Source organism: Diaphorobacter aerolatus, from assembly GCF_014489535.1.
Classification (GTDB): domain Bacteria; phylum Pseudomonadota; class Gammaproteobacteria; order Burkholderiales; family Burkholderiaceae_C; genus Diaphorobacter_A; species Diaphorobacter_A aerolatus.
This window is the reverse complement of the sequence record NZ_CP060783.1, coordinates 4,142,609-4,155,354: the sequence shown is the minus strand read 5'-3', so window position 1 is coordinate 4,155,354 and position 12,746 is coordinate 4,142,609. Positions and strand designations below refer to the sequence as shown.

The following is a 12,746-nucleotide window of genomic DNA, read 5'->3' as shown; positions in this document are numbered from 1 at the left end:
GCGGGCATGGCCGCGGCCATTGGTGCGCACGAGGCCGGGCATCAGGTCAGCGTGTTCGAATCCGCGCGCACCGTCGGAGGCCGCGCGCGCACCGTGCCATCAGCGAGCAAGTCCGGTGAATCCCTGGTGCTGGACAACGGCCAGCACATACTCATCGGCGCGTATGCCGAATGCCTGCGGCTGATGCGCGTGGTCGGCGTTGATCCCGACACCGCATTGCTGCGCACGCCGCTCGCGCTGGTGTTTCCCGATGGTGGTGGTTTGCAGTTGCCCGACAGCGCACCGCCCTTCGATGCGCTCGTCGGCATCGCCCGGGCACGCGGCTGGTCTGCGCGCGAAAAATTCGAATTGCTGGCGCGTGCCGCGAAATGGCGGTTGCAGAATTTCGAATGCCGCGCGTCGGCGAGCGTGGCGGACATCTGCGCCGGGCTGCCCGCCCGGCTCATGGACGAGTTCATCGATCCGCTGTGTGTCTCCGCACTCAATACGCTGGCTGTCGACTCCAGCGCACAGGTCTTCTTGCGGGTGTTGCGCGACAGCCTGTTCAGCGGACGAGGCGGCTCGAATCTGCTGCTGCCGCGCGTCGATCTGGGTGCACTGTTTCCGCAGGCGGCCAGTGACTGGCTGGAGGCGCGTGGACACAGCGTGCGCACGGGCCGGCGCGTGCAGGCACTTGCGCGCTCCGGCGCGTCGTGGTGGGTCGATGGCGATGCATACGATGCGGTATTGCTCGCAACGCCGAGCATCGAATCCGCGCGTCTGGTATCGGGTGCGGCGACCGTTGACGAGCCCCTCATGCGCGAGTGGGCCGCGCAAGCGCAGTCGCTGCAATTCGCTTCCATTGCCACCGTGTACCTGCGTGTGCAACGCGGCGTCGGCAACGCTCCCAGCGCATTGCTCGCGCATCCGATGACCGCGCTCAGATCGCGCGGAAATCGTCCCGCACAATTCGTGTTCGACCGCGAGCGACTCTACGGCGATGCGGGTGTGCTCGCGTTCGTGGTGAGCGCATTCGATGGCGAGCGCGAAACGCTGGTGCGGCAGGTGATCGAGCAGGCAGCGGAGCAACTCGCGCTGCATGACGTCGAACACATCCAGACCGTGGTGGAAAAGCGAGCCACGTTCGCCTGCACTCCGGGCCTCCAACGGCCAGCGATGCAGATCGCGCCGGGGCTGCTCGCCTGCGGCGACTATGTGACGGGCCCCTACCCCGCCACCCTTGAAGGGGCCGTGCTCAACGGCACTGCCGCCGCGACTGCGCTCACGCGCTGAGCTGCGCGGCAATCGCGTTGGCGGCGGGCGCATTGCGGCGCGGCAGGACATCCGCGAGCTTGAGCACTTCCATGCCGGTATGGGTCCAGTAGCGATCCAGTGACTGCGTATGCTGGATCAGCAGCATCTCTACCAAGGGCTGCAAAAGGGTGCGCGCCGGGTCAGCCACCAGCACATAGCGCGAATCGACATCGTCCAGGTCGCCCGATGCGGTCTCGTCCGTCTGCACGACCCAGCCCAGTGCGATCAACGCGTCGAGCACCGGCACCAATTGCAGGGCCGCCACGCCCATGCGCTGCGCTGCCTGCGCAGCCGTCAGGCCATGCGGGGGATTTTCACGCGTGGCTTGCAGATGCTGCAGCAGTTCCACCGCCAGCAGAAAGTGCCAACCCGGCCCACCTGCTCGCCGCGCAACGCCCGCCAGCAGGCTTGGAAGATAGGCCGCCACGACCGCGCCAAGCAGCACGATCACCCACGCCACATAAATCCAAAGCAGCAGAATCGGCAGGGTGGCAAACGTGCCATAGAGCACCGAGTACGTCGGCACGGACGACAGGTACAGCCCCAGCACTTTCTTGGCCGCCTCGATGCCGATCGACACGAAAATACCGCCGGCCCACGCGTGCCGCCAATGCACGAGCGTGTTGGGCACGTAGCGGTACAGCCCCGCCATGCCGGTGGCAAGCAGCACGAATTCAATCGAATCGAAGATGAAGCGCGTGCTCTGCGGCAGCGCCTGCCCAATGCCGCGCGATGCGGCCGACGCCATCGATGTGGTGAGCGTGAGGCTGATTGCCAGCACCAGCGGGCCGAGCGTGAGCGCCGCCCAATAGATCAGCACGCGCTGGCCCAGTGGCCTGAGCTTGGGCACGCGCCAGATGTTGTTGAGCGTGCGGTCGATGGTGAGGATCAGCGCAAGCGCCGTGATGAACAGAATGCTCAAGCCGACCGCGCCAAGCCCGCTCGCCTTGGCCGAAAACTGCGTGAGGTAGTCGAGCACCGAGCGCGAGATCGTGTCCGGTATCAGGCTGTCCACGAGCCAGCGCTGCAGCAGCGTCTGCATCTTGCCGAACATCGGAAACGCCGTGAACACCGCGAGCGCCACCGTCACGAAGGGCACCAGCGCGAGCAGCGTGGTGAAGGTCAGGCTGCTCGCGGTCAGGCCGAGGCTGTCCTCGCGAAAGCGCTCGCGCAAGGTGTGTGCGGTGGTGCGCCAGGGAAAGCGCGAGAGTTCGTCGAGCCACGCTTCAAGGCGCGCAAGAATGGTCGGGAAACTCTGGCTCATGGTGGCTATGATGGATGGTTGACTGGAGTGATTTTTCGCGGGATCGGCATCTTCGCGCATTTGTTGACTCCCATCTTAACGAACGTTCCCGATTGCCTTTCATGACCGCACCTGCCCCGCACGACGCCGCCTCGCCCTCACCGTTCATGGCGATGTGGCGCTCACGCGCTGGCTTGCGGTGGGCAGCCTGCTGGGTTTGATCGTGCTGTGCGTGCTCTGGGAATTGTGGCTCGCGCCCCTGCGCCCCGGCGGTTCGTGGCTGGTGCTCAAGGCGCTGCCGCTGTGCATTCCGCTGGCTGGATTGCTCAAGCACCGCATGTACACCTACCGCTGGGTGAGTCTCGTCGTCTGGCTGTATTTCACCGAAGGTGTGGTGCGTGCGTGGAGCGACAAGTCGCCCGGCAACTGGCTCGCCATGATCGAGATTGCGCTCTGCCTGCTGCTGTTCACCGCCTGCGCGCTGCATGTGCGGCTGCGCCAGAAAGCCGCGCGTCAGTCGCTGGCGAGCGCCGCAGCGTGAGTGCGCAGCAGTGTCCCCGCCGATTGCCCAGTCTTGCCAATGGGGCTAAATTCAGCTGCGCTCCAACCGTCGACAATCATCATGCCACCCACTGCTTTTCTTGACCGCCTGCGCCAGATCGTTGGCGCGAACCATGTACTCACCGATGGCGATCTGATCGCCTGGGAGCAGGACTGGCGCCGCCGCGAACGCGGCAAGGCCCTCGCCGTGGTGCGCCCGCCAGCACGCAGGAGGTGGCGAGCGTGGTTCGCGCCTGCGCCGAAGAACGCGTGAGCATCGTCCCCCAGGGCGGCAACACCGGCCTTTCCGTCGGATCGACGCCCGACGAGAGCGGCACGCAGGTCGTTCTCAGCCTGACGCGCATGAACGCCGTGCGTCACATCGATCACGCCAATCTCACGATGACCGTGGATGCGGGCTGCATCCTGCAAAGCCTGCAGGAGGCCGCAGACCGCGAAGCCTTCCTGTTTCCGCTCTCGCTCGCGGCCGAAGGCAGTTGCACGATCGGCGGCAACCTCGCCACCAACGCGGGCGGCACGCAGGTCGTGCGCTACGGCAACACGCGTGAGCTGTGTCTGGGGCTTGAAGTCGTCACCGCCCAGGGCGAGGTATGGGAAGGGCTCAAGGGCCTGCGCAAGGACAACACCGGCTACGATCTGCGCGATCTGTTCATCGGCAGCGAGGGCACGCTCGGCGTGATCACCGGCGCGACGATGAAGCTCTATCCCAGGCCCGCAGCGCAACTGACGGCATGGGCTGCCGTGCCGTCGATGCAGGCGGCGGTGCAACTGCTCGGTCTCGCGCATCAGCAGCTTGGCGCGGGGCTTACCGGGTTTGAAGTCATGGGCCAGTTTGCGCTGAGCTTCGTGGCGCGCCACATGCCGCAATTGCGCATTCCCTTTGCCGACATGCAGGACGCGCCCTATTGCGTGCTGCTCGAAAATTCGGACAGCGAATCCGAGCAGCACGCACGCGAACGTTTCGAGAGCCTGCTCGAGCGCGCGCTCGAAGAAGGCTGCGTGCTCGACGCCGTGGTCGCCGAAAGCATTGCGCAGGCCCATGAGCTTTGGCATATCCGCGAAAGCATCCCGCTCGCGCAGGCCGAGGAAGGCCCGAACATCAAGCACGACATCTCGGTCGCCGCGTCACGCATCCCCGACTATGTGGACTATGCCGACGCCCTGCTGCGACGCGAACTGCCCGGCGTGCGCATCGTGAATTTCGGCCACCTCGGAGACGGCAATCTGCACTACAACGTGCAGGCGCCCAGCGAAGGCGATCCCAAGGCCTTCATGCGCGAACACGAGGACCACGTGAACCATCTGGTCTACGAAGCGGTGGCGAAGTTCGGCGGCTCGTTTTCCGCCGAGCACGGCGTGGGCGCGCTCAAGGTCGACAAGCTGCAGAAATACCAGTCGCCCGTGGCACTGTCGATGATGCGCGCGATAAAGACGGCGCTCGATCCTCAGGGGATCATGAACCCGGGACGGGTATTGCCGCTTGCAGATTAGGGCCGGTTCAACTTCGCCAGACGCTGACTGACGTCGTGGGCGCAACTCTGCACGAGCGGAACGAAGTTCGTCACGTCGTAATCCGGGTTCAACTCGTGATTGAACGTCAATGACAGGCAACTGGTGACGTCGCCATTCACATTGGTGATCGGTGCCGCCAGACCCGTGACCGAAGGTTCCACTTCTCCACGCGAGATGTAGTAGCCCTGCTGGCGCACGGCACGGAAATATTTGACGAACTCGCCACTGGTCGCACCGAGCGCGTTCACGTCGTCCTGTTGCACATGACGCTGGTACACGCGCTTGAGCCGATTCAGGGGCTGGTTTGCAAGGATGATCTTGGAGGCGGCTCCGCGCAGCAAGGGCAGATTGCGTCCTCGCGTGAATTGCAGACCCACGGCTCCGATGCCCGACTCGGAATGCACGTGAATCACCTGCTCTCCATACATGGTCACCAGCACGGCGACACAGGCCTGCGTGCCCGAGAGGATGCGCAACGCGTCACGGCTGTTGGCCAGGATGGGATCAGACGCGCGAATGCAGGAGTCGAGTTCGATGATGCGCGGCCCGAGCGTGTAGCTGCCCGCCATGTTGAGCAGAAGACCGGCATCGCACAACTGGCGCACATAGCGGAACGCCGTGGGCCGCGAAAGCTGCAGGCTCAGCGCGATCTGCTCTGCACTCAGAGCAGGCCGCTCTGCGGAAAACAGATCCATGACCTGAAGAATCTTGTTGAGTTGGGACATGGTCCTTCTCCACCACCACCAAACGTCATAAGTCTCGATTATTGATACTTATATTCAGTGTATACGACTACCAAAAACCACAGTCTCCGTTATTGAAACTTTCGAGGCGCGGGCCTAGCATCTGGATCAATGACCTATTGAGAATGTGGTGCGCCATGTCAACCAACGATTTCACACTCCATACCCCGATGCAGGCCATCGGCGTACCGGTGCTCGGACTGCATCATTTCGCCTGGCGATGCCGCGACGCGGAGGAGACGCGCCAGTTCTACGAAGATCTTCTCGGTCTGCCGCTGATTCACCTGATCCGTGCGGAAACGGTGCCGAGCACGGGCGAGTACTGCCCTATGTGCACCTCTTCTTCGAGATGGCCGACGGCTCGTGCATCGCCTTTTTCGATCTCGGCGACGACCAGCGCGCAGAGCCCTCGCCGAACACGCCGGCCTGGGTCAACCACATCGCGCTGCGCGTGGCCTCGCAGGAAAAACTGCTTGCCGCCAAGGCACGGCTCGAAGCGGCCGGTGTCGAGGTGCTGGGAGTCACCGATCACCATTTCGTCGAGTCGATCTACTTCTTCGATCCCAATGGCATTCGCCTGGAGCTGACCATCGAGACCGCCGATGCAGCCTACATGGCCACCGCGCGCAGCACGGCCCACCAGCAGTGCGCCGCATGGAACGAAGAAAAACGTGCCCGGCTGGGCCGTTGATACGCGATCCATTCCGTTCATAACAAAAAACCAAGGAATCCCCATGCGCATGAATCGCCGCTCGTTCGTGATCACCACCGCCGCGACTGGCCTGACGCTGTCGACGGCGAGCCGTGCCGCAGCCTATCCCGAGCATCCCATCAAGCTGATCGTGCCCTATCCCCCGGCGGCGGCACGGACGCATTTGCGCGCACCGTGGCTCCGGTCATGGGCGAGATCCTCGGACAGTCGGTCGTGATCGACAACCGCCCCGGCGCATCGAGCATCATCGGTGCCACCGCCGTCGCGCGCGCTCCTGCCGACGGGTACACTTTTTTGCTCGGCGACATGGGAACCTACTCCACCAATCGCTCGCTGTTCAAGAAGCTCAGCTACGACTCGTTCACCGACCTTGCGCCGATCACGCTCACCGCGCGCTTCGGGCTCATGCTCGTGGTGCATCCTTCGCTCCCGGTCAAGACGCTGCAGGAATTCATCGCGCTCGCGAAGTCGCGCCCCGACACGCTGAGCTACGGCACGCCCGGAACCGGAACACCGCACCACCTCGCCATGGAAATGCTGATGCGCCGCACGGGCATCAAGCTCACCCATGTGCCTTACAAGGGCGGCGGGCCGGCCATGCAGGATCTCGTCGGCGGACAGATTTCCGTGCTCATGTCCGATCTCGCGACCGCAAGCCAGTTCATCAAGACCGACAAGGTCAGGCCCATCGCATCGACGGGGGCCGCGCGCCTGCAACTGGCTCCGCAGGTGCCCACGATGGCCGAGTCGGGAGTCTCGGGCTTCGATGCCTGGGCCTGGCAAGGATTCGCCGCGCCGGCCGGTACGCCGGAGCGCATCATCGCGGCCCTGAACGAGGCCTATGCGAAGGCTGCCACGCACGCGTCCGTCAAACAACGGCTTGCAGACCTCGGCGGCGAACTCATACCGAGCAGCCCGCAGGAGATGAATACGCACATGCGGCGCGAGGCCAAGGTCTGGGCGCAGATCGTGCAGGAATCGGGTATCAGTCTGGACTGAACGAGAAAGCAAGCACGCAAACAAACAAGGCCAGCCGTGAACCGCGACCGCTCGTGAGCCCTGAATTTTCAACCTTCACAAGAAAGCCCGCGCCATGCACTCCATCAGCAAGTCGATCTCCGCCGCCGCCGTGCTTGCATGCACCGCGCTGACCACGCCGCACGCCAACGCAGAGACCGTGACCTATGAACTCGAACCGACGCATACCTTCGTCTACTTCGAAGTGATGCACTACAAGACTGCAACGGTGCGCGGGCGCTTTGACAAGTCCCAGGGCAAGGTGCTGGTGGACCGCGAAAAGCGCACCGGCAGCGCCGACGTGACGATTCAACTCACTTCCCTGAATTCCGGTGTCGCCGCGTTCGACGCGATGCTCAAGAGCGACAAGTTCTTCGACGCGAGCAACCACCCGGAGGCGCGATTCAAGGCCACGTCCTTCAGCTTCGGCAATGAGGACAAGGTGCAGTCCGTTGAGGGCGAGCTGAGCCTGCGCGGCAAGACCAAGCCGGTGAGCCTCAAGGCCCTTCACTTCAACTGCTACCAGCACCCCATGCTGAAACGCGAAATCTGCGGTGGCGACTTCGTTGCAAACATCAACCGACGGGACTGGGACATCTCCTCGTACGACGTGATCCCGGACGACGTGCGTCTGGTCATCCAGATCGAGGCCATACGCCAATAAGCCGCGCTGACGGGCGCTTCATCCGGCCGTGGCCGGGGCCGATCCGAACGCGTATTCGGTCGGCATACGGCACTCGTTCTGACGGCAAGCGGCTTATTACTTGGGCACCACTTGCGCGTTGGCCATGAACTTCTTTACCTCGGGTGTCCATGGAATGACATGTTCCTCGCCCAGATCGGTGAAAACCGACTCCTTGCCGCCGCTGAGCAACCAGACACGCAATCCGTTGCGGCCCGGGTCGATCACCACGGCTGCGGCTTCCTTGCCACCCGCATGCTGACGGTTGCCAACAACGCTCCAGCGCCCGCCTTCCTTCTTGAGCGGGCCGACGGTCTCGAGGTTGTTCATCAGGGTGTCGTATTGAGCGCCCAGCAATTTCTTCAGGCGCTGGGCAAGAATGCCCTCCTTGAGGAAATTCGTGCCGTCCTGCGGATACTTGCCGAGAAACGGTTGCAGGGTTGAAAGCACAGGCTCGCCCGGCTCTCCCACATAGGCATGAACCTGCTCGGCCATCGATGGCGGTGGCGGCGCGGGCGCTGCCGCAGGCGCCGATGGCGTCACCACCGGACCAATGGCTACGTCTCCGGTTGCCGGAGCGCTCGCCGGTGGCGGCGCGCCGGTCTTGCCCTCCTGAGAGTTTTTCGAGTCACAGGCGCTCAATCCCGCCAGCACCGCGCATGCCGCGACACAGGTTTTCCACGAAGCATGTTTGCCGTTGTTCAAGTCCACAAATCCCACCTTTCCAATGACTGTTCTGGCGCCAGAATAGAAAACGATCCGGCACCCACGTGATGATTCAATGATTCATTTTCCGGGATGCGTATGACCCACTTCCTCCTTAAAAGTGACAGTGACCTTCCAATTGTTTCCAAACGAAAAACCGTGGAGGGCAGAGGATGCTTAGGACATTCGCGGGCATGGCACACTAGGGTCTGTCCATTCCAAGTTACTGCGTGAAACCCACCGCGGTGGCATCAGCATTCAGGCAATCCATGAGTTCGAGTTCGAGCACTCCGCCGCGCCCCGTGCGCTCCCAATACGAAGACTTCCTGCGCTACGTGTACGACAACGGTGTGGCGAAGACCGACCGCACGGGCACGGGTACGCGCAGCGTGTTCGGTTATCAGATGCGTTTCAACCTGGCCGAAGGTTTTCCGCTGGTGACGACCAAGAAGGTGCACCTGAAATCCATCATTCTTGAACTGCTCTGGTTCCTGCGTGGCGACAGCAATGTGAAATGGCTGCAGGAGCGTGGTTGCACCATCTGGGACGAATGGGCGCGCGAAGACGGCGACCTCGGTCCGGTCTACGGCGTTCAGTGGCGCAACTGGCCCAAGCCCGACGGTGGTCACATCGACCAGATCGCCGAAGTGGTCAAGCAGCTCAAGAGCAACCCCGACAGCCGCCGCATCATCGTGAGCGCATGGAACGTTGCCGACCTCTCCGAAATGGCGCTGATGCCCTGCCACGCGTTCTTCCAGTTCTATGTGGCGGACGGCAAGCTCAGCTGTCAGCTCTATCAGCGCAGCGCCGACATCTTTCTGGGCGTGCCATTCAACATCGCAAGCTATGCGCTGCTCACACACATGCTGGCGCAGCAATGCGATCTGCAGGTCGGCGATTTTGTCTGGACCGGTGGTGACTGCCACATCTACAACAACCACTTCGAGCAGGTCCAGGCGCAACTGGCCCGCACGCCGTTTGCCTACCCCACGCTGAACTTGAAACGCCGTCCGAGTCCATATTTGACTACGAGTACGACGATTTTGAAGTGACCGGCTACGAGCACCACCCCGCCATCAAGGCCCCGGTTGCCGTTTGAGTTTATGTTGGGCCTTTGAATAAAGTTCATGAGGGATAGAGCCATGCAAATCAATCTGATCTTCGCCCGCGCAGACAACGGCATCATCGGCAAGGACGGCGTCATGCCCTGGCATCTGCCTGAGGATCTCGCGCACTTCAAGGAGCTTACGCAGGGCCGCCCGGTCATCATGGGCCGCAAGACCTGGGACTCGCTGCCCGAGCGTTTCCGCCCGCTGCCCGACCGCCTCAACATCGTCGTCACGCGACAGGAAGTTTGGCAGGACGAAGGTGCCAAGCCGGCCACCAGCCTGGAAGACGCGCTCGAAATTGCCTCCCAAAGCGCAGACACCGCATGGGTCATGGGCGGCGCGCAAATCTACGCCCAGGCTTTGCCGCTCGCACAGCGCGTGGAAGTCACCGAGATTCATCAGGCGTTCGACGGTGATGTCCAGGCTCCCTCGCTGGGGCCGGAATGGAAGGAAACCGCCCGCACCGATCACGTCGGTGCCAATGGCCTGCCGTTCAGTTTCGTGACCTACGAGAGAGAGGCCCAGCCCGGCTGACGAACCGGGGGCATGGTCATTGCTCCTTCGCCCGCGTCTGGCAAGTTGATACCATCCTTGCATCGCAGCGCTCCGCCAAGGTGCGCTTCCTCCGGAACAAGGACATTCGACAAAAATGCAGATTGCCACCTGAATCCGGCATTGGCGTTTCAGGCGATCTCAAGGCGGCTCAGAAAGTTCGGAAAACCAAACAAAATCAATACCTTGCAATCTCATGGCTGATCAGAGGGTCTAGCTTGATTTCTTGAGATCGCACGCGTCTGGGGGTATGTTTGGGGGTATCGAACCATGCACATTGCCATCGCATACGGCAATGGAAACGAGCCATGCTCTCTACCCTGAAGATCAAGTCCGCCAGGCCAGATTCGCGCCCCTACAAGCTCGCCGACAGTGGTGGTTTGTACTTGCTGGTTCAGCCCAGCGGATCCAAGCTCTGGCGCTACAAGTTCCGTGTCGCAGGCAAGGAAGGGCTTCAGTCGCTCGGGTCCTTCCCGGAGGTGGGCTTGGCCGAGGCGCGTGGCCAACTTGCGGAATCGCGGCAGCTCGTCTCTCAAGGGATCAACCCCACGCACGCCAGGCGCGAACAACGTCTGGAACAAGAGCACGTCGAGTTGGTGCGGGTCACCGATCTGTTCTCGACGGTAGTTGCGGACTGGAGTTCGGCAACTGGAGCGGGCCTGCGCCCAGCAACAGTCAAGCAGTGCCGGCGGGAAATCGACAACGATCTGCTGCCGAAGCTGAAGGGTCGGCACATCAGCAGCATCACCCGCCTCGAACTCACCGCACTGCTCAAACGCGTCGAGACACGTGCGCCTGAAGTTGCACGCAACCTGCGAAATCACTTGTGGGGAATCTTCGAGTACGCCATCGATTCCGGCCTCCTGGAAGCCAATCCGGTGCCGCCAGTGCGTGTGATGAGAAAGCGCAACCAGAAGAACCATGCAGCCCTGTCCGAGGAGAGGCTAGGAGCGTTCCTACGTGCAATCGATGATCCCAACAAGATGAAGGAAGAGACATCGATCGCCATGCGGCTGGTGCTGTTGACGGCGTGCCGAAAAGCCGAGGTCATCGAAGGCCAGTGGAAAGAGATCGACCTGGACAACGCGCAGTGGGAGATCCCGGCAGCGCGAATGAAAGGCAACCGTCCTCACTGGATTCCACTTTCCAGGCAGGCCGTTGAACTCATCAGACGGCTGCGCCAGTTGGTGCCTGCGGACCGGGACCACCTTTTCCCCAACCGCGACGACCCGAAATGCCCAATGGCCAACCGCAGTTTGAATGCCGTCATGGAGCGGCTGGGCTTCGGCGGCGAAGGCACTCCGCACGGCATGAGAGCCGCGTTCAGTACCTACTTCAACAGCATCGAGCAGAACATCGATGTGATCGAGCAGTGTCTGGCACACGTCCCATCCAACGCCGTTCGCGCGGCCTACAACCGCCATGCCTACCGGCCCGAACGCAGGGCAATACTCCAGCAGTGGGCGGAACGCTTGGAGCAGTTACGAGCTCATGTGCCAGTGACCTCCAAGAGGCATGAGGTCACAGACCTGCGGAATTCGGAAGCCGCAGGCCAGCTCGCGTAGGTCAATGAATCGCCCCGGATTTTGAGGAGGCTTCAACTACTGAGAAGATGAAGCCATGAAGAAGTCAAACAAGTTCTCGCCTGAGACACGTGAGCGTGCAGTACGCATGGTGCAGGAGCACCGAGGCGAGTACCCATCGCTGTGGGCAGCCATCGAGTCCATCGCTCCCAAGATTGGTTGTGTACCGCAGACCCTGAACGAGTGGGTCAAGCGTGCAGAAGTCGACGCGGGTGTGCGCGAAGGCATCACGACCAGCGAAGCGCAACGAATGAAGGAGCTGGAGCGTAAGGTCAAGGAACTGCGCCGAGCCAACGAGATACTGAAGCTGGCCAGCGCGTTTTTCGCCCAGGCGGAGCTCGACCGCCGACTGAAGTCTTGAGGGCCTTCGTTGACAAGCATCGCGATGCATATGGGGTCGAGCCGCTCTGCAAAGTTCTGCAGATTGCCCCGTCGGCGTATCGTCGGCATGCCGCGCTGCTGCGCGCGCCTCACAAGCGCTGTGCCCGGGCTCACCGTGACGACATGCTGATGCCGCAGATTGAACGTGTCTGGCAAGCCCACATGCAGGTCTACGGTGCAGACAAAGTGTGGCGACAACTGGCTCGTGAAGGCGTGACAGTGGCCCGTTGCACTGTCGAGCGGCTGATGCGCAAGATGGGACTGCGCGTGTGATGCGCGGCAAAGTCGTGCGAACCACCGTCAGTGATGGCAAAGCACCACTTGTATGCACGTCAGCCAGAACGCGATGGCAGTCTGATTTGCCACTCGGATAGAGGGTCGCAATATGTCAGCATCCGCTACTCCGAACGGCTTGCAGAAGCAGGCATTGAGCCTTCTGTTGGGAGCAAAGGCGACAGCTATGACACTCAGTTCCAATTGCGTTGGACGCCGACGTGATCTGACCCGAGCTACGACTGGACTTGCTGCCTTTGCGTTGACCTGTCGATCACGTCGGATTTTCCCCGAGCACCGTCGGGCTCAATGCATGTGACCTAATAGGAGCCTTGTTTTGCACCCTGAGTGTCCTGTCCGGCTATTGAGGTTCGCGATGC

Annotated in this window: 10 protein-coding genes, 4 pseudogenes and 1 other annotated feature; of the genes and pseudogenes, 11 read left to right on the top strand and 3 right to left on the bottom strand. The window is 62.1% G+C overall.

Going from position 1 to position 12,746, the window contains the following annotated elements; all coding sequences use genetic code 11:
• The first annotated feature begins 6 nt into the window (after positions 1-6).
• A complete protein-coding gene (gene hpnE / locus H9K75_RS19345; RefSeq protein WP_187726117.1) occupies positions 7-1,272 on the top strand; it encodes a hydroxysqualene dehydroxylase HpnE in 1,266 nt (421 codons plus the stop codon).
• Here hpnE and H9K75_RS19340 read toward each other — a convergent pair.
• Positions 1,262-2,557 carry a YihY family inner membrane protein gene (locus tag H9K75_RS19340; protein ID WP_187723838.1) on the bottom strand — a complete coding sequence of 432 codons (1,296 nt, stop codon included), beginning with the start codon at positions 2,555-2,557 and terminating at the stop codon, positions 1,262-1,264. The genes hpnE and H9K75_RS19340 overlap by 11 nt on opposite strands.
• Positions 2,558-2,711: 154 nt before the next feature.
• Here H9K75_RS19340 and H9K75_RS19335 point away from each other — a divergent pair, with 154 nt between their 5' ends.
• Both H9K75_RS19335 and H9K75_RS19330 read left to right on the top strand, forming a co-directional pair.
• Positions 2,712-3,077 carry a DUF2069 domain-containing protein gene (locus H9K75_RS19335; RefSeq protein WP_226858316.1) on the top strand — a complete coding sequence of 122 codons (366 nt, stop codon included), beginning with the start codon at positions 2,712-2,714 and terminating at the stop codon, positions 3,075-3,077.
• An 81-nt stretch (positions 3,078-3,158) separates the two neighbouring features.
• Positions 3,159-4,588: pseudogene (locus H9K75_RS19330) on the top strand (FAD-binding oxidoreductase).
• On the opposite strand, the gene H9K75_RS19325 reads toward H9K75_RS19330, so the two are convergent.
• A complete protein-coding gene (locus H9K75_RS19325) occupies positions 4,585-5,334 on the bottom strand; it encodes an IclR family transcriptional regulator (RefSeq protein ID WP_187723837.1) in 750 nt (249 codons plus the stop codon). The pseudogene H9K75_RS19330 and the gene H9K75_RS19325 sit on opposite strands and share 4 nt — an antisense overlap.
• 188 nt (positions 5,335-5,522) lie before the next feature.
• Between H9K75_RS19325 and H9K75_RS19320 the strand changes: the two are divergent.
• From H9K75_RS19320 to H9K75_RS19305, 4 genes and pseudogenes are all read left to right on the top strand, one after another.
• Positions 5,523-6,043, top strand: a pseudogene (locus H9K75_RS19320) (VOC family protein).
• Between the two features lie 43 nt (positions 6,044-6,086).
• Entirely contained in the window at positions 6,087-6,281 is a 195-nt protein-coding gene (locus tag H9K75_RS19315; protein WP_187723836.1) for a hypothetical protein, read from the top strand.
• Positions 6,251-7,063: a Bug family tripartite tricarboxylate transporter substrate binding protein gene (locus H9K75_RS19310; RefSeq protein WP_264293863.1), complete on the top strand. Its 813-nt coding sequence runs from the start codon at positions 6,251-6,253 to the stop codon at positions 7,061-7,063. Before H9K75_RS19315 ends, H9K75_RS19310 begins: the two co-directional genes overlap by 31 nt.
• A 94-nt stretch (positions 7,064-7,157) precedes the next feature.
• Positions 7,158-7,745 carry a YceI family protein gene (locus H9K75_RS19305; RefSeq protein ID WP_187723834.1) on the top strand — a complete coding sequence of 196 codons (588 nt, stop codon included), beginning with the start codon at positions 7,158-7,160 and terminating at the stop codon, positions 7,743-7,745.
• A 96-nt stretch (positions 7,746-7,841) separates the two neighbouring features.
• On the opposite strand, the gene H9K75_RS19300 is transcribed toward H9K75_RS19305, so the two are convergent.
• Entirely contained in the window at positions 7,842-8,474 is a 633-nt protein-coding gene (locus H9K75_RS19300) for a hypothetical protein (RefSeq protein WP_187723833.1), read from the bottom strand.
• A 263-nt stretch (positions 8,475-8,737) separates the two neighbouring features.
• On the opposite strand from H9K75_RS19300, the pseudogene H9K75_RS19295 reads away from it, so the two are divergent.
• The 4 genes and pseudogenes from H9K75_RS19295 to H9K75_RS19280 all read left to right on the top strand — a co-directional run.
• A pseudogene (locus H9K75_RS19295) lies at positions 8,738-9,567 on the top strand (thymidylate synthase).
• A 43-nt stretch (positions 9,568-9,610) separates the two neighbouring features.
• Positions 9,611-10,111, top strand: a complete 501-nt coding sequence (locus H9K75_RS19290) for a dihydrofolate reductase (RefSeq protein ID WP_187723832.1) — start codon at positions 9,611-9,613, stop codon at positions 10,109-10,111.
• 326 nt (positions 10,112-10,437) lie between these two features.
• On the top strand, positions 10,438-11,694 hold the full coding sequence (locus tag H9K75_RS19285; protein WP_187723831.1) for a tyrosine-type recombinase/integrase: 1,257 nt from the start codon (positions 10,438-10,440) through the stop codon (positions 11,692-11,694).
• Between the two features lie 55 nt (positions 11,695-11,749).
• Positions 11,750-12,558 (top strand): annotated as a pseudogene (locus H9K75_RS19280) (transposase); the annotation flags it as partial.
• Positions 12,028-12,144: a sequence feature (AL1L pseudoknot), on the top strand. It overlaps the preceding pseudogene by 117 nt.
• Positions 12,559-12,746 lie beyond the last annotated feature (188 nt).